Source organism: Streptomyces sp. NPDC002870, from assembly GCF_042888505.1.
Taxonomy (GTDB): Bacteria; Actinomycetota; Actinomycetes; order Streptomycetales; family Streptomycetaceae; genus Streptomyces.
This window is the reverse complement of sequence record NZ_JBIAPW010000008.1, coordinates 204,280-219,954: the sequence shown is the minus strand read 5'-3', so window position 1 is coordinate 219,954 and position 15,675 is coordinate 204,280. Positions and strand designations below refer to the sequence as shown.

17 protein-coding genes are annotated in these 15,675 nt (G+C 67.0%); 5 read left to right on the top strand and 12 right to left on the bottom strand.

Going from position 1 to position 15,675, the window contains the following annotated elements:
- Positions 1-301: 301 nt before the first annotated feature.
- The 3 genes from ACFYWY_RS13245 to ACFYWY_RS13235 all read left to right on the top strand — a co-directional run bounded on the left by ACFYWY_RS13245 (position 302) and on the right by ACFYWY_RS13235 (position 7,339).
- Positions 302-4,321, top strand: a complete 4,020-nt coding sequence (locus ACFYWY_RS13245; protein WP_389184331.1) for a HAMP domain-containing protein — start codon at positions 302-304, stop codon at positions 4,319-4,321.
- A 63-nt stretch (positions 4,322-4,384) separates the two neighbouring features.
- Positions 4,385-6,925, top strand: coding sequence for a SpoIIE family protein phosphatase (locus ACFYWY_RS13240; protein ID WP_389184328.1), 2,541 nt, complete (start codon positions 4,385-4,387; stop codon positions 6,923-6,925).
- 183 nt (positions 6,926-7,108) lie between these two features.
- Entirely contained in the window at positions 7,109-7,339 is a 231-nt protein-coding gene (locus tag ACFYWY_RS13235) for a CsbD family protein (RefSeq protein ID WP_389184325.1), read from the top strand.
- 144 nt (positions 7,340-7,483) lie between these two features.
- Here the strand turns inward: ACFYWY_RS13235 and ACFYWY_RS13230 are convergent, their stop codons facing one another.
- From ACFYWY_RS13230 to ACFYWY_RS13180, 11 genes are all read right to left on the bottom strand, one after another.
- Positions 7,484-8,215 (bottom strand): VOC family protein, encoded by a 732-nt coding sequence (locus ACFYWY_RS13230; protein WP_389184455.1) that lies wholly within the window; start codon positions 8,213-8,215, stop codon positions 7,484-7,486.
- Positions 8,216-8,398: 183 nt separating this feature from the next.
- A complete protein-coding gene (locus tag ACFYWY_RS13225) occupies positions 8,399-8,590 on the bottom strand; it encodes a DUF6381 family protein (RefSeq protein WP_389184322.1) in 192 nt (63 codons plus the stop codon).
- Between the two features lie 141 nt (positions 8,591-8,731).
- A complete protein-coding gene (locus tag ACFYWY_RS13220; RefSeq protein ID WP_389184319.1) occupies positions 8,732-9,190 on the bottom strand; it encodes an SRPBCC family protein in 459 nt (152 codons plus the stop codon).
- A 137-nt stretch (positions 9,191-9,327) separates the two neighbouring features.
- Positions 9,328-9,735, bottom strand: a complete 408-nt coding sequence (locus tag ACFYWY_RS13215) for a gas vesicle protein K (protein WP_389184316.1) — start codon at positions 9,733-9,735, stop codon at positions 9,328-9,330.
- Positions 9,736-9,746: 11 nt separating this feature from the next.
- Positions 9,747-9,986, bottom strand: a complete 240-nt coding sequence (gene gvpJ, locus ACFYWY_RS13210) for a gas vesicle protein GvpJ (protein WP_389184313.1) — start codon at positions 9,984-9,986, stop codon at positions 9,747-9,749.
- Entirely contained in the window at positions 9,983-10,798 is an 816-nt protein-coding gene (locus ACFYWY_RS13205; RefSeq protein WP_389184310.1) for a GvpL/GvpF family gas vesicle protein, read from the bottom strand. Before ACFYWY_RS13205 ends, gvpJ begins: the two co-directional genes overlap by 4 nt.
- Positions 10,791-11,189 (bottom strand): gas vesicle protein, encoded by a 399-nt coding sequence (locus ACFYWY_RS13200; RefSeq protein WP_389184307.1) that lies wholly within the window; start codon positions 11,187-11,189, stop codon positions 10,791-10,793. The genes ACFYWY_RS13205 and ACFYWY_RS13200 overlap by 8 nt, the downstream gene beginning before the upstream one ends.
- A 31-nt stretch (positions 11,190-11,220) precedes the next feature.
- Entirely contained in the window at positions 11,221-11,472 is a 252-nt protein-coding gene (locus tag ACFYWY_RS13195) for a gas vesicle protein GvpG (protein WP_389184304.1), read from the bottom strand.
- Positions 11,473-11,482: 10 nt separating this feature from the next.
- Positions 11,483-12,196 carry a GvpL/GvpF family gas vesicle protein gene (locus tag ACFYWY_RS13190; RefSeq protein ID WP_389184301.1) on the bottom strand — a complete coding sequence of 238 codons (714 nt, stop codon included), beginning with the start codon at positions 12,194-12,196 and terminating at the stop codon, positions 11,483-11,485.
- A 3-nt stretch (positions 12,197-12,199) separates the two neighbouring features.
- Positions 12,200-12,697, bottom strand: coding sequence for a gas vesicle structural protein GvpA (locus tag ACFYWY_RS13185; protein ID WP_389184298.1), 498 nt, complete (start codon positions 12,695-12,697; stop codon positions 12,200-12,202).
- Between the two features lie 27 nt (positions 12,698-12,724).
- Positions 12,725-13,075 carry a gas vesicle protein gene (locus ACFYWY_RS13180; protein WP_389184295.1) on the bottom strand — a complete coding sequence of 117 codons (351 nt, stop codon included), beginning with the start codon at positions 13,073-13,075 and terminating at the stop codon, positions 12,725-12,727.
- A 240-nt stretch (positions 13,076-13,315) separates the two neighbouring features.
- Between ACFYWY_RS13180 and ACFYWY_RS13175 the strand changes: the two genes are divergently transcribed.
- Entirely contained in the window at positions 13,316-14,161 is an 846-nt protein-coding gene (locus ACFYWY_RS13175; RefSeq protein WP_389184293.1) for a histone protein, read from the top strand.
- 3 nt (positions 14,162-14,164) lie between these two features.
- Positions 14,165-15,121, top strand: a complete 957-nt coding sequence (locus ACFYWY_RS13170) for an SRPBCC family protein (RefSeq protein WP_389184291.1) — start codon at positions 14,165-14,167, stop codon at positions 15,119-15,121.
- 11 nt (positions 15,122-15,132) lie between these two features.
- Here the strand turns inward: ACFYWY_RS13170 and ACFYWY_RS13165 are convergent, their stop codons facing one another.
- Entirely contained in the window at positions 15,133-15,624 is a 492-nt protein-coding gene (locus ACFYWY_RS13165) for a metallophosphoesterase family protein (RefSeq protein WP_389184288.1), read from the bottom strand.
- Positions 15,625-15,675 lie beyond the last annotated feature (51 nt).

Genomic DNA, 15,675 nt, shown 5'->3' with positions numbered 1-15,675 from the left:
CGACAGGATTGACGGCCCCGGCCGTGCCCAGCAGTCAGTCTCCGCAGGATCAACTCCCCGCTCCTCCAGCCGCGTCTGACCCCTCGCTCCCCTGCGGCGCGCTCCACCCCGCGCCACCGGAACATACGCCTCCGCAGATCTTTGTCGGTGTCGCAGCTCGTGGGCTAGTCTTTGGCGAATTTGCCGCCTTCAAGGGCGGCGGATGGAAGCGTGGGCTCGGGCATTCGCGATCTGTCCAGGGTGGGCACTTCGTATCTCTGTGTACTGCTCTCGTAGCGGCCGAATTCGAAGTGAGGTTGACATGGCTGACACGACCGGACCACGATCTGCGGCGCGCAGCACGGCTGCACGCGGCGACGCCAGGGTCGGTGAGCAGGAATTGCGGCAGCTGCTTGCCGGGCTGACCGCCGTCCGCGACGGTGATTTCGGCACTCGGCTGCCCAGTGAGGCCGACGGCCTGCTCGGTGAGATCGCCACGGTCTTCAACGGCATGGTCGACCAACTCTCCTTGTTCACATCCGAGGTGACCCGGGTAGCCCGCGAGGTGGGCACCGAGGGAACACTGGGCGGCCAGGCCGAGGTACCCGGCGTGTCCGGCACCTGGGCGGATCTCACCGACTCGGTGAACGCCATGGCCGGCAACCTCACCACGCAGGTACGTGACATTGCGCAAGTGGCCACAGCGGTGGCCAAGGGCGACCTGTCCCAGAAGATCGACGTCGATGCCCGCGGCGAGATCCTGGAGTTGAAGGAGACCGTCAACACGATGGTCGACCAACTCTCAGCGTTCGCCGACGAAGTCACGCGCATGGCACGCGAGGTCGGCAGCGAGGGCCGCCTCGGTGGTCAGGCGCAGGTACCCGGCGTCGGTGGCGTCTGGCGGGATCTGACCGACTCGGTGAACTTCATGGCCGGCAACCTCACCAGTCAGGTCCGCAACATCGCCCAGGTCACCACAGCGGTCGCCAAGGGGGACCTGTCCCAGAAGATCACCGTCGACGCCCGCGGCGAGATCCTCGAGCTGAAGAACACGATCAACACCATGGTCGAACAACTCTCCGCGTTCGCCGACGAGGTGACCCGCGTCGCACGGGAGGTCGGCACCGAGGGCAGGCTCGGCGGGCAGGCGGACGTCCAGGGGGTCTCCGGCACCTGGCGGGATCTGACCGACTCGGTGAACTTCATGGCCGGCAACCTCACCGCTCAGGTGCGTTCGATCGCGCAAGTAGCCACTGCGGTCGCCAAGGGCGACCTGACTCAGAAGATCAACGTAACCGCACGCGGCGAGATCCTCGAGCTGAAGGACACCATCAACACGATGGTCGGCCAGCTCTCCGCCTTCGCCGACGAGGTGACCCGCGTCGCACGCGAGGTCGGCACGGAGGGCAATCTGGGGGGCCAGGCGCACGTCCCCAACGTGGCCGGGACCTGGAAGGACCTGACAGAGAACGTCAACTCCATGGCGAACAACCTGACCGGCCAGGTACGCAACATCGCCCTGGTGACCACCGCTGTCGCCAACGGCGACCTGTCGAAGAAGATCGACGTCGACGCACGCGGCGAAATCCTGGAACTCAAAACCACCATCAACACGATGGTCGACCAGCTGTCGTCCTTCGCAGCCGAGGTGACGCGCGTCGCCCGGGAGGTCGGCAGCGAGGGCCGCCTCGGGGGCCAGGCGGAGGTCGAGGGAGTTTCGGGCATGTGGAAACGCCTCACGGAGAACGTCAACGAGTTGGCAGGCAATCTGACGCGGCAGGTACGGGCCATCGCAGAGGTGACCAGCGCTGTGGCGGAGGGCGATCTGACCCGCTCCATCACCGTGGACGCTTCCGGCGAGGTCGCCGAACTCAAGGACAACATCAACTCGATGGTGGGGTCGCTGCGGGAAACCACCCGGGCCAACCATGAGCAGGACTGGCTGAAGACGAATCTGGCGCGCATTTCCGGCTTGATGCAGGGCCACCGGGACCTCACCGTCGTGGCCGAGACCATCATGGATGAGCTGACCCCGCTGGTGGAGGCTCAGTACGGTGCTTTCTACCTCGCCGTGGACGGCGACCAGGGTGTGGAACTGACACTCGTCGGCTCCTACGGCCGCCCCGCGGGATCCGCCCGGGACACACGGTTCAAGCTTGGCGAATCCCTGGTCGGCCAAGCCGCGCGCAGCCGCCGCGTCATCGCCGCGGACGATGTTCCGGGAGACTACGTCACCGTCTCGTCCGGCCTCGGTCGCACAACGCCGGGTAGCTTGATCGTGCTGCCGATTCTCGTCGAGGACCAAGTCCTCGGTGTCATCGAGCTCGCGTCCTTCAGTTCCTTCGCGCCCGTCCACCGCGACTTCCTCGAACGCCTCATGGGGACCGTGGGCGTCAACGTCAGCACCATCGTGGCCAACGCCCGGACCGACGAGCTGCTCGACGAGTCGCAACGCCTGGCGAGCGAGCTACAGGCACGCTCGGAGGAACTGCAGGTGCAGCAGGAGGAGCTGCAACGGTCCAACGCCGAGCTGGAGGAGAAGGCCGCGCTACTGGCCGCGCAGAACAGCGACATCGAGGCAAAGAACCTCGAGATCGAGCAAGCGCGCGGCGAGTTGGAAGCCCGGGCACAGCAGCTGTCCCTCGCGTCGAAATACAAGTCGGAGTTCTTGGCCAACATGAGCCACGAGCTGAGGACACCGTTGAACAGTCTCCTCATCCTCGCGCAGCTTCTGTCGCAGAACCCCACACGAAACCTCACGCCCAAGCAGGTCGAGTACGCGGGCATCATCCACTCAGCCGGCTCCGATCTGCTGCAATTGATCAACGACATCCTGGACCTGTCGAAGGTCGAGGCCGGAAAGATGGACGTCAATCCGGAGAGAGTCCCGCTGCGCCGGCTCCTGGAGTACGTCGAAGCCACCTTCCAGCCACTTACCATTCAAAAGAGTCTGGGCTTCACGATCACCACAGCCCCTGGAGTGCCGACCGAACTGCTCACCGACGACGTGCGGCTGCGTCAGGTACTGCGCAATCTGCTGTCCAACGCGGTCAAGTTCACCGAACGCGGCAGCGTTGAACTCCGGATTGAGCCGGCGTCGGAAAGCGAACTGCCACAGACCATGCGCCGGACCGGACCCACCGTGGCGTTCCGCGTCAAGGATTCCGGAATCGGCATCGCCGAGCAGCAGCTGGAATCCATCTTCGGCGCCTTCCAGCAAGCAGACGGCACCACGAGCCGGAATTACGGCGGCACCGGGCTGGGTCTGTCCATCAGCAGGGAGATCGCCCACCTGCTCGGAGGCGCGGTCACCGCTGAGAGCACGCTGGGCCAGGGAAGCACCTTCACCCTTTATCTGCCCGCGTGCCGCGCGGACTTCGAACACCGCGCACTGACCCAGAGCGCTGAAATCGGCAGAAGCGAAACGGCCCCCGACGACAGCCTTCGTCCCACCGCTCCCGTCCCGCTTCAAAGGTCCCCGCGACAAAGACGCCTTCTGGTGATCGAGGAACGGCCTCGTGGCCTCATGACACTGGTCGCAGAAAGCACCGTCGCCGAGTTCACCGACAGCCGCGAACTGACCGACCCGCGTGCCTCAGTGGAAGTCATCAGCGCCCTCGGAGCCCAGGAAGCGGCAGCCGCGCTCGCCGCGGAATCCTGTCACTGCGTCGTACTGGACCTTGACATGCCCGACGGCGAGGCGCTGCGGTTCCTTGACGCCATGGATGGCGACGCGGGACTCCGCAGCGTTCCCGTACTGGCCCACAACAACCGTCGCCTGGATCCGCCACACGAACGGAAACTGCAGACGCGTGCCGAGACCCAGCCGCTGGAGCTGCTCTCCAGCCTGGACGAGCTGCGGGAACGCATCGCCCTGCACCTGTCGGCCGAGCAGCCGGGCGACGTCCTGCCACTCATGCGACCCGAAGAAGCCGCACACGCATCGCCCCAGGACACCGACGACACCCTGGCCGGGCGCACCGTCCTCGTCGTCGACGACGACGCCCGTAACCTGTACGCCCTCAGCGGCATCCTCGAACTCCACGGCATCAACGTTCTGCACGCCGAGAACGGCCGCAAGGGCATCGACGCCCTCACCGAGAACCCCGGCATCGACCTGATCCTGATGGACGTGATGATGCCGGAGATGGACGGCTATACCGCCACCGCGGAGATTCGGCGGATGCCGGCCCACAGCGCGCTGCCCGTCATCGCCGTGACGGCCAAGGCCATGCCTGGGGACCGCGAGAAGTGTCTGGCCGCGGGAGCCAGCGACTACGTCACCAAACCGTTGGACGCCGATGAACTCATCGCGTGCGTCCGCCGCTGGGTGAACACGTAGCCGTAGCTCCGCCCCTGCCAACCGCTTTCGCGCGTCAACCATCCTGTCAGGAGCAGCACTACGGTGAATACCCACCAGCCGCCCGAAGAGCCTGTCCCCCATGACGGGCCGCTGGGAGCTGCCTCCGATCGCCGGCACCCCCGCGTCGACGTGCCCCCGCCCCACCGGTCGGAAGAGGGCACCGAGGACGAGGCGAGCTCCGGGCTCTACGTCATCGTGGAGGACGCCCAGGCTGAGGCCGCCGCCGACCCGGCCGGCGCATCGGCGGTCGGCCGACTGGCCGCGACAGTGGAACGTCTTCGTCGTGAAGTCCAAGCAGCCCATGCCGCCGCTGATGGCCGTGCCTTGATCGAGCTCGCCAAAGGCGTCCTGATCGAGCGGTTCCACTGCGGCCCCACCGAGGCAGCCGGGCACCTCGCCGGGCTGGCCGAACAAACGGGCATGTCCCCGCTTGAGCTTGCTGCCGACATCATCAATCAGTCGGCACAGGACAGTTTCGCCGAGGCGGCGCACGACTTCATTTCTCGGACCAGGAGTGCCAGTGAGAGGTCCGACGGGAGAACAGGCGGATCTGTCGCGGTGCGGCTGCGCGCAGCCGAGAGCGGCGCACTGGCCGCAGACGACACGCAGGCAGTGGCCGAGTCCGTCCTGCAACACGCGCTCGCCCCGCTGGGTGCCACTGCGGTCGCCATCTGGGCGGCAGGGCATGACGCGTCTCTCACCCTCGCCGGCAACGCCGGGTTCGCCGCGGAAGAAGCCGGGCGCTGGCGTTACGTGCCGCCCGGTGTGGAGACCGTGGCCCGCCGAGCGCTGACCGAGCGCCGGACAGTGTGGTTCCAGTCACTGGCAGAAGCGAGCGTTCCGTCAATCAGCGATCATCAGGCGACCGGTGGCGGCCGAGTGGCCGTACCGGCCGGCGCCGGCGGCCGGATCATCGGAGTCCTGGAAATCTGCTGGCCCCATCGCCTTGCGCCGCAACCGCGTCAGATCCAGCGTCAAGTGGAAGCCCTCGCTGAACTGTGTGCCCACACCCTGGAAACCCACACAGCCGCAGTCCTCGGTTCCCCGGGCGCACCCAACGCGCTGAAACGAGACCTCGCCGAACTGGTCGACCTCGTCGACGGCCTCTACGATCCCGCGTTGGTGCTGCTGCCTCACGTCGAGGCCGACGGGCACCTGACCGACTTCCGTATCCATCACACGAACCGTCACTTCGTCGATCCCGCGGGGCGACCGCGCAGCGCCGTCAGCGGGGCGATGCTTCTGGAGGCCTACCCCATGGCCGCCGGGGACAGTGAACTGTTCGAGAAGGTGGAGCGGGTGCATGCCACCGGTGAAGCCTTCCACGCCCAGCGGATGACTCTCACCGCGCTGGTCGATCAGGTGCCGCTCGAAGCTGTCGCCGACATCAGTATCAGCAGGCATGGCGGTGCTGTACTGCTCATCTGGCGGATAGAAGACGAAGCGGGCCGGCTGGCCAGCCTGTTGCAGCACGCGCAGCGCCTGGGCCGTATTGGCGGATTCGAGGAGAACACCACCTCCGGCAAGATCACCTGGAACCAGCAACTGCACAGCCTCCACGGCCTGCCGCCCACCGCTGCACCCATTCCTCTGGAGCAACTGCCCGCGCACGCCCACCCCGACGACGCTGTCACCATCGGCCGCTTTCTGCGTACTTTGTTTCAGCACCGGCGGTCCGCTTCCACTGCCTTCCGTCTGCAGCGTCCCGACGGCGTTACTCGGCACGTCCGCGTCGTCGCTGAGCCGGTCCTCGACGCGGACGATCGGCTGCTCGCCGTACGGGGTGCCTTCCAGGACATCTCCTCTCAGCACTGGACCGAGGTGGCGCTGGCAGCAACGCGTGACCAACTCGCCCACACGGAACAGGAGTCGGCCGAGAGAAACCGCCTCGCGCTGCAACTCCAGCAGGCGATCATGCCGCCGGCCCGGGGCCCGATCGACGCGCCTGGGCTCAGCATCGGAGTGCGCTACCGGCCCGCGGAGACCGAGCACCTCGTCGGCGGCGACTGGTACGACGCGTTCGTCCTGCCATCCGGGCAGGTCCTCGTATGCGTCGGTGACATCGCGGGCCATGGCATCGAGGCAGCGACCAGCATGATCGTCCTCCGCAACGCCCTACGGGGCCTCGCTGTCACCGGCGCAGGCCCGGCCCAGCTCCTGACCTGGCTCAACGTAGTGGCTCACCACCTGACCGAACCGGTCACCGCCACTGCGGTCTGCGGCCTTTACGATCCCAGCCGCCGCATCCTGCGCTGGGCCCGTGCCGGGCACCTGCCGCCCGTCCTGGTGACCGAACAGGAGACCACGAAACTGCCGCTCATCCGCGGCATGCTGCTCGGCGCGGTCGCACATGCGGATTACGAGGAAGGCGAAGTACGCCTCGAGGTGGGCGACACGTTGCTGATGTACACCGACGGACTGGTCGAGCGAAGGGACTCCTCCATCCACGACTCACTACAGCATCTGATCGCCACCGCGAGCGTTGCCACCCAGTCGCTGGAACAACAACTGGACCGGCTACTCACTCACAGCAGGGCAGACACCGATGACGACACATGCGTCCTCGGCCTCCAGGTGGAGTGACGGTGCGCACCGGGCGGCCCTGACCGGCATCGCGTCGTTTCTGGTCATCGCGGCACACGACTACATGTGTGGTGCTTCGAACACGGTGTGCCGGTCGCCTTCGAAACGACCTGCCCCGGGGTTTGTCCGCCCCATTTCGAGGTAGTCGCGAAAGTAGCGAAAGCGTCACACGTTGATCGAGAAGTGGAGCTGATCCGCGTGACTCGTCAAGGAAAGAAAATCCGTGGCAAGAGCCAGGAAACCATGGGCAAGGCCAAGGAAACGCTCGGGGACGCAACGGACGACGACAGCCTGCGCCTGAAGGGAAAGACCGACCAGGTTCAGGGCGAAGCCAAGCAGGCGGCCGGAAAGACTGGCGAAGCCGTACGTGACGTAACCGACCAGGCAAAGGGAAAAATCAAGAAGCACAAGTGACGGAAAACCACCGGGCGCTTTGACGCGGCCGGCCGGTCCGACAGGTCACATGAGCAATGGGCCTGGGTGGAAGTGTTCTCCCACCCAGGCCCAGTCATGCTGTCCGGTGTTGAATCTTCGTTATCGCGGGCGTTATCTCGGTCGTTATCCCGGCTCGCGCGTGGTGACCGTGAACAGGCCACCGTCAGGGTCGCGCAGCGTGACCCCGGTGCCGTCGTCGTAGCCCTCGACGGGCGGGACGACGCTGCCGCCGAGCCGGGTGGCCGTCTGGATCGCGGCTTCGGTGTCGGGGACGTAGAAGTGCACGTGCCAGCGCGGGCGGATCTGCGGGTCGGGAGCCGCTTCGACCGCACCTCCGGTCAGCCGTGCCACGGCGTCGCCGGCATGGCGCAGCACCACATGATCGTCCTCGTAGGCCACCTCGCAGCAGCCGGGTCTTTCGCAGGCCCAGTCGAGAACCTCGGCGTAGAAGATGGCCGCGTCAAAGGCGTCTCTGGTACGCAGCTCCAGCCAGGCAGGCGCTTTGTCCCGGCCCACACTCCAGTCGGGGATGACCCTGCCTTCCCAGATGCCGAAGGCGGCGCCGTCGCGGTCGGCGGCGAGGGCGGCCCTGCCGGTACCGAAACTGAGCGGGCCGACCGCGACGGTGGCGCTGCGCTCTCGGATACGGGCCGCGGCCGCGTCCGCGTTGTCGACGGCGAAGTAGGGGGTCCACGCGACGGCCACGGCCAGGCGGCGGGCGAGTGCGCCGATGCCGGCGACCGGGGCTCCGTCGAGGAACGCGACGGAGAACTCCTCCCCCAGTCGCGTGGGCCGGAATTCCCAGCCGAACACGGCACCGTAGAAGCCCTCCGCGGCGCGCAGGTCGCGGGCCATGAGGCTGACCCAGCAGGGAGCGCCGAACACCTCATGACTTGAGGTCGACACGACTGCCAACTCCATCCGCCGCGCACGCGTGAGTGGACCGTTCCACGTTACCCCGCTCACCTGCACAGAACGGGGCGGCACACCCGGCCGACGGGACGCGGCGGCCCCCGTCGGCCGGGTGTGTCACGGCGGTTACTCCTGGGGGTAAATGTCCCCCGCGGCCATGGCGCTCTCCTGCTCGCTCTGCGCAAGCAGCTTCTGCGCCTTGTCCTGGAGCCGCTGGCGCTCGCCCGGGTCGGTCGCCCGCTCCGCCTCCTGTTTCAGTCCCTCGGCTTCTTGTCGCAGCTGACGGACGTGACTCCCGGATTCGCCTGAATCGCTCATGGTCACTCCTCGGACGTTCGGGATGAGCCGGCCCCCTCAGAGAATCAGCGCGCCCACGAATTTGCATCCCGAACGGTCTCCGGAAGGCGGCCCTGGCAGCGGTCTCCGGCTGAGGTCCCGGGCAGCGGTCTCCGACAGCTGTTACGCAGGGCTGACGCGGCCTCGCCACGAGCCGGATTCCCCGCCTCGCTGCTCGATGTACTCCTTGAAGCGCCGCATGTCGCCCTTGACGCGCCGGTCGATCAACCCGACCGCGGTCGCGGTCTTGTCCGCCACCCCGCTCGGTTCGACGTCCATCACGAGTTCCACGCGGGTGTGCGTGTCATCCAGGCGCTGGAAGCGGACCATGCCCATCTGCTTCGTGTCACCGCTGATCGTGCGCCAGGCGATGCGCTCGTCCGGGAGCTGGTCGACGATCTCGGTGTCGAATTCCCGCCGTACGCCACCGATCCTGGTGGTCCAGTGGTTGTGGACGTCGTCGAGCTGGGTCACCTCCTCGACTCCCTCCATGAAGTTCGGGAATTCCTCGAACTGCGTCCACTGGTTGTAGGCGGTGCTGACGGGAACCTCGACCTCGACCGATTCCTTCACCGTGCTCATGCCTGCGCGTCCTTTCCGTATCCATTGCGTCCGCAGCGGTTCTGCCGCACACGGTCGGGCAGATACGGCGGGTACCCCAGATCGCGCGGATTACAGCCCGCGGCCCGTTCCCGGTTCACATCGGGGGTCGTTCGGCCTCAGTCCGAGGGCGGCAGCAACGTGCCCAGCGGCCCGAGATCCAGATTGAGGTCCGCCATGGTCAGTCCGTACTGGTCGCACAGGTCGCTCATGCGCTCGTGCAGAAGCAGGAGCGTGGCCCCGAGCCTTTCCTCCTGCTCGTCGGTGAGGTCTCCCTGGTCGACCCGGTGCAGCGCCTGGCGCTCCATGAGCTGGCGCAGCAGCTCGACGAGAGTGAGGACCAGCTTGATCAGGTCCCGTTCCACGGAGTCGGGGTCGGCGCTGATCCGGTGTGCCGGGGTGCGCGAGGCCTTGCCGGGCGGCGGAAGATCACGAGGCGCGGCAGGCAGCAGCCGGAAGGCGCGCTCGGCGGCGTCCGCGACCTCTTCGAGGCGGCGCGCCGGCCCACCTTCCTCCTCAGCCGTCATGGCGGCCTCCCTCAGCCGTCATGGCCGCCTCGCTGCGGACTCGTGACCGCCCAGGGTGAGGGATTCTGCTCGGTGATGGAGACGATCAGGGCCCGCAGCGAGATACGTACGAGGTCGATGTCCGCGATGGACAGAACCACATCACCGGTGACAACGACCCCGCCGCTGAGTAGGCGGTCCAGCAGATCGATGAGCGCGACCTGCCGTTCCGGCAGGTTCTCCACCGGCCGCGGCGGGCCTGGCGCGGTCATGGGCCCCCGCCTTCCGCGGTCTCTTCGGATCCGGCGGAGAGCGTGGCGAAGGAGTACGGCGCCCATGGGCCGGTGACCTCCACCCGAACCCCCTGGAGCCCGTCGGCGGCATGCTCCACTTCGGATCGGAACTCCTCGGTACGGTCCCGGGGCACCAGGTACGCGTCGTTGACGACGTTTCCGCCGACCCCGTCGGCCAGGGGGCCTTGCTGCACCCTGTGGCGAGCCCTGCCGGCGGCGTGCGCGCGCCCCGCGGCCTCGACCCGTTCAGCGGCCTGCTCGGCAGCCCGGTAGGCGCTGTCGCGGACACTCCGCTGTTCCTTGCGGCTACGGAGATAGGCGCGCCCGGGGGTGAGGTCCGCATCCGGAGCGGGAGCGGGATCGGCGGGCGCCGGGGACAGGTCGACGTAGATCTTGACTCCCCATTCGACGTGCTCGGCGAGCTGCGCCAGTCGCTCCGCGAAGGCGGCGCTCCCGGCGTCCAGGACGTCCCGCGCCCTGGTGTCGTCGAGGTACACGGTCGCCAGGCGCAGCGGAAGCACCGTGGTGCGCGTGGCCAGGGCGTCGATGACGCGGTTGTGCGCGCGGGCGACCGCCTCCAGCCACTCCAGGTCTTCGAGGTGCCCTTTGAGGGCGTCCTCCTGGAAGTCCTGCGCGGGTACCGGGCTCACGACGAGCACCGTCTCGTCGTCACGCGTTCCGGCCACGAGATGGACCGGGGCGTCGGCGACGCCTGTCAGTGCGGCCATGGACTCCTCCAGCCCGGCGGCATTGCGTGCCACGGCGTACGCGTACGTGACGAGGTCACTCATCGCGAGCACTCCCCCGGCGACGGGCGGCCCGTGGCTCTTCCTCACCTTCGGGCAGTTCCCCGCCCTGGCGCAGAGCGTCGATCTCGGCCCGCAGCCGCCGGTTCTCCTCGGCGAGTGACTGCTCGCCCCTGGCCCGGGACGACAGCGCGGGATCGTGCTCCCACCAGTCGATGCCCATTTCCTTCGCCTTGTCGACCGAGGCGACGAGGAGGCGGAGTTTGATGGTCAACAGCTCGATGTCGAGCAGATTGATCTGAATGTCGCCCGCGATGACGATGCCTTTGTCGAGCACCCGCTCGAGGATGTCGGCGAGATTGGCGGAGGAGCCCTGCCCGTGCGGCGCCGCTCTGGACGGGTAGGAGCCGAGTCGGTTGGCCACAGGTTCAGTCACAGTGATGGCCTCGTTTTCGCTCGTACCCGAGTCAGGACTGTTCGCCCTGCCAGAAGGCCCTGATCTCCTCGAGCCGGTCGAGGAGTTCGTCCTCCCGCCGGTCGAACGTCTCCTCGTCGATCTCCCCAGCGACAAGTTGCCGCTCGAGCTCGGCGAGTTCGCGCTGGACCGGCGCCGGGTCGTAGTACTCGTTCTCGGCCGCTTCCAGGACGCGGTCAGCCACCCAGACAGCGCCGCGGACCGGCGCCAGGGGGAGGGTGAGGAGCTGTGTGAGCAGTCCCATGGGAAGTCCTTCAGACGAAGGTGTAGGGGGGAAGGGGGCCGTTGAGCCGGAACTGGAAGTCGTCGCCCATCTGGTTGGCAACGCTCAACTCCGTGGTGAGGAAAGGCTCCTCCTGGTCCTCGGCCACCAGGAAAGAGACATTGAGAAAGTCCGTTCCGGTCGGCTGGGAGTTCTCATGGTCCCGGGCGAACGGGCGCAGCGCCTCGACCACACCCGCGGCCAGGGCCTCCTGGCGCGCCTGCACCTCCTGGGCAACCAGCTCACCGAGCGCGACAGGCGCTTCGGGGCCCGCGGTACCGCTGCGGATGGCGTCGTTGAGCTCCCGTGCGGGGCCCGACTCCTCAAGGATCTGGCGGAGCAGAGCCTCCTCTTCCTGCGACGCCTTCAGGTTGTACTCGGCGCAACCCTCCAGCGTCTTGAGCCGGTCCGTGTACTCCTCGACACGCTCCTCCAGGGCGAGGCGTACGGCTTCGTCGCTCTCTGCCATGAGGCCGAATCGCAGCGGCAGTACCGTGCCGTCCGCCATGAGCCGCTCCTGGACCTCCTGGTGCGCGCTGAGGTCGCGTCGCTTGGGACGCAGATCGTCCGGAGCGTCGCTCACCACCGCGGTCAGTGGCCCGCCTGTCACTGTCCGCAAGGCGGCAGCCGGTTCCCCGACACCGCTCAGACCGTCGAGACGGAGCGGGTGCTGTTTCTCGGTGATGGAGTAGATGTATACGCCCATGGCTCATTCCCTCTCGCGGGGCGAACCCCTCTCACGTCGGGCGCTCCGCCGAGCCGGCCGAGGTCGCCTCTCCACGGGTTCCTTTTCCTTTTCCTTTTCCTTGTCCTCGTCCTCCCCCTCGTCGCCTCCGTCACGGTCGGTGACGCTCTTGACGGAGTCGGTGACCGCTTCCACGGCGCCGGTGAGGGCGCCCTTGGACTTGCCCTTGGCTCCGCTCTCCACCGAATCACCGACTATGTCGGTCAGCTGGGCCGGCTGCTTGCTCCCGGACTCGAGATCGAGGCGGTTGCAGGCCTCGGCGAAGCGCAGATAGGTGTCGACGCTGGCCACGACTATCCGCGCGTCGATCTTAAGGATTTCGATGCCCACCAACGACACGCGGACAAAGACATCGATGACGAGCCCGCGATCAAGAATGAGTTCCAGGACGTCGTAGAGGTTGCTGGTACCACCGCCTCCGCCTCTGGAGACACTGGCTCCGCCCTGCGGCACCACGGTCATGGTGCCTCCTTTCACCGACTGTGGCTCTCAGCCCCGCCGGTCGATCTGTCCACGGGTGTAGCGACGCGTCCGTTCATAGGTAACCAGGTCGCCCTCCTTGTCCAGCGTCACTCGGTAGCTGCCCATCACGCTGGTGGTTTCGGGGATGCGTTCCAACTCCAGAACCTCCACCTCGGCCTCCCACCCGTCGTCCGTCGGTTTCAGCGACGAGACCGACTCGGGGGCCCGCCCGAGCAACTCCTCCAGCTGCTTCGCCGCGGAACGCATGGCCCAAGCCGCTTTGTCCTTGCCGGAGCGGCGCGTGGGGTCCCTCGGAGTGCCGCGGTCGGTGCTGCGGCTACCGCTGGACCGCCGCTTGGCGGGTTCTGCTGCGGCCATGGTCTCTCCGATGGTCGGAGCGCGCGCCATATCCCACGCACGAACATACAATTTCATCATATAGAGCTATATCCCGCATCGGCTTAGGTATGCCCCACAGAATCCGCCGATGGATGCGGGCGACCCGGGGGACAGCGGGCCGTGAGACGTGTCTGTGCGTCCCCGCTTCGTCAATCGCGCGCTGGGCAGAGGGCGTTGGCCCGGAGGCAGGCGCCCCGCCCTTTCCGAAGGGACCGGTTCATGGATGACACGACCAAGATCGCGCTCGCAGCCGCGATCGCGGGCGGGTACCTGCTCGGCCGTACGAAGAAGGGCCGACTCGCCTTCGCCATGGCGACCTATCTCGCCGGCCGCCGCTTCGGGCTCAACCCTCAGCAGTTGGCCACGGAAGGCCTGCGCAAACTCGGAGAAATTCCACAGGTCGCGGACCTGAAGGACCAGGCGCGGGGCGAACTGCTGGAAGCAGGGCGCAAGGCACTGGCGGCCACAGCCGACCGCCGCCTCGCCGACCTGGCAGGCTCTCTACGCGAACGCACCCTCCACCTCGGCGAGAAGGACACGGGCAAGGAGGAGGAGTACGAAGACGAGGAAGAGGGCTACGAGGAGGAGCCGGAGGAAGAGGAGCCGGCGGAGGAAGAGGAGGAAGAGCCCGAGTACGAGGAGGAGTACCGGGACGAAGAGGAACCGGAGGAGGAGGAAGAACCGGAAGAAGAGGAAGAAGAGGAGGAAGAGGAGGAGCCGGAGGAAGAGGAACCGGAGGAGGAAGAGCCGCCACGGCGCCGCCGTCGCCCCGCCGCTGCCCCAGCGAGGAAGCGGACAGCCAAACCCGCTCCTCGTAAGGCCGCCGCCAAGAAGACTGCCGCCCCGAAAAAGGCTGCCCCGGCAAAGAAGACCGCTCCGGCGAAGAAGACCGCGAAGAAGGCGGCGCCCGCCAAAAAGACCGCTAAGAAAGCCTCGCCCCCGGCCAAGAAGACGGCGGCGAAGAAGACCGCCGCGAAGAAGGCGACCGCGAAGAAGACCACGTCCAAGAGGGCGGCTCCGGCGAAGAAGACGGCCGCCAAGAAGACGGCCGGACGGCGGAGGTAGGTCATGGCAAAGAAAACCGAAACCTCAGGTCTGGACCAGCTGCGCGACGAGCTCTCCGATTACCTCAGCGCTCAGGTGGAGCTACTGGCGGAAAAAGCCGGGGACAAACTTGCGGACGTCACCGACCAACTCTTCGACGCCGCCGAGAAGGGCGGTCCTCTTCCCGGCGCCGGCCTCCTCAAGGATGGCTCCCCGTTGAAGGCGCTCATCGGCGCAAAGCTCAAGGGTGACTCCCCGTTGAAGGCGCTCGTCGGCGCAAAGTTCAAGGGCGTCAAGGACAACGTGGTGGACAAGGCCAAGGACCTGGTGGGCGGTGGAAGCGGCCGCAAATCCGGCAGCGCCAAGATAACCAGCATCGTCGAAACGCTGGACGTGGGCGTGCCGATCCGCACTGCTTACGACCACTGGACCCAGTACGAGGAGTTCAGCGGCTTCACCAAAGGTGTACGCAATGTGTCGCAGAAGGACGAGATCACCAGCGACTGGAAAGTGAAGGTGGGCCCGTCAACTCGCGGCTGGAATGCCACTGTTCAGGAGCAGGTGCCGGACGATCGGATCGTATGGACCTCCGAGGGGGCAAAAGGCACCACCCACGGCTGCGTGAGTTTCCACGAACTGGCGCCCAGTCTCACCCGCATCGTGCTCGTGGTCGAGTACTACCCCTCGGGCTTCTTCGAGAAGACCGGAAACATCTGGCGTGCCCAAGGACGCCGCCTGCGGCTCGACTTCAAGCACTTCCAGCGGTACGTCACGCTCACCGACGAGGAGCCTGAGGGCTGGCGGGGCGAAATCCGCGACGGCGAGGTGGTGCGCAGCCACGAGGAGGCGATGGAGGAAGAGGAAGCTGCCGAGGACGAGTACGAAGAGGGCGAGGCCGAAGAGGGCGAAGAGGACGAAGAGGCCGAGGGATACGACGAGGACGAAGAGGAGTACGAAGAGGACGAGGAGGACGAGCAGTGACGGCCGGGCGCTTACAGCCGATGCAAACGCACGTCGGTCAGCTGCCCGTCGGACACGTCGGCGGTCATGTACGTGCAGAAGGGCTGTCGCCGCCTGTCTGTCGGCGAGCCGGGATTGAGCAGCCGCAATCCGCCCGGAGCTGTTGTGTCCCACGGAATGTGACTGTGCCCGAATACCAGCACGTCCAGGTCGGGAAATCGGTCGGCACACCTGCGTTCCCGCCCTTGGGCCGGGCCGGTCTCGTGCACGACGCCGAACCGCAGCCCGCCGAGTTCGACCCGGGCCACCTCGGGCAGCCGGGCCCGAAGCTCGGGCCCGTCGTTGTTGCCGTAGACGCCGATGAGGCGAGCCGAGCGGGCCTCCAGGAGGTCGAGGGTTGCGCTGTCGAGCCAGTCGCCCGCGTGGAACACCACGTCGGCGTGGGCAATCCGGTCCATCAGGTCCGCGGGCAGTTGCCGGGCCCGCTTGGGCAGATGCGTGTCCGAGGTCAGCAGCAGGTGCATGGCTTCACGATGCGGCATTCGGGCGTTCGCCGCAGCTGCACGGGCGAGTGC

Coding starts and splice junctions, on each gene's coding strand:
- ACFYWY_RS13170 (WP_389184291.1), top strand. CDS start 14,165: ATGGCAAAGAAAACCGAAACCTCAGGTCTGGACCAGCTGCGCGACGAG.
- ACFYWY_RS13225 (WP_389184322.1), bottom strand. CDS start 8,590: ATGAGCGATTCAGGCGAATCCGGGAGTCACGTCCGTCAGCTGCGACAA.
- ACFYWY_RS13205 (WP_389184310.1), bottom strand. CDS start 10,798: ATGAGTGACCTCGTCACGTACGCGTACGCCGTGGCACGCAATGCCGCC.
- ACFYWY_RS13175 (WP_389184293.1), top strand. CDS start 13,316: ATGGATGACACGACCAAGATCGCGCTCGCAGCCGCGATCGCGGGCGGG.
- ACFYWY_RS13230 (WP_389184455.1), bottom strand. CDS start 8,215: ATGGCCCGCGACCTGCGCGCCGCGGAGGGCTTCTACGGTGCCGTGTTC.
- ACFYWY_RS13215 (WP_389184316.1), bottom strand. CDS start 9,735: ATGACGGCTGAGGAGGAAGGTGGGCCGGCGCGCCGCCTCGAAGAGGTC.
- ACFYWY_RS13195 (WP_389184304.1), bottom strand. CDS start 11,472: ATGGGACTGCTCACACAGCTCCTCACCCTCCCCCTGGCGCCGGTCCGC.
- ACFYWY_RS13220 (WP_389184319.1), bottom strand. CDS start 9,190: ATGAGCACGGTGAAGGAATCGGTCGAGGTCGAGGTTCCCGTCAGCACC.
- ACFYWY_RS13180 (WP_389184295.1), bottom strand. CDS start 13,075: ATGGCCGCAGCAGAACCCGCCAAGCGGCGGTCCAGCGGTAGCCGCAGC.
- gvpJ (WP_389184313.1), bottom strand. CDS start 9,986: ATGACCGCGCCAGGCCCGCCGCGGCCGGTGGAGAACCTGCCGGAACGG.
- ACFYWY_RS13165 (WP_389184288.1), bottom strand. CDS start 15,624: ATGCACCTGCTGCTGACCTCGGACACGCATCTGCCCAAGCGGGCCCGG.
- ACFYWY_RS13245 (WP_389184331.1), top strand. CDS start 302: ATGGCTGACACGACCGGACCACGATCTGCGGCGCGCAGCACGGCTGCA.
- ACFYWY_RS13185 (WP_389184298.1), bottom strand. CDS start 12,697: ATGACCGTGGTGCCGCAGGGCGGAGCCAGTGTCTCCAGAGGCGGAGGC.
- ACFYWY_RS13190 (WP_389184301.1), bottom strand. CDS start 12,196: ATGGGCGTATACATCTACTCCATCACCGAGAAACAGCACCCGCTCCGT.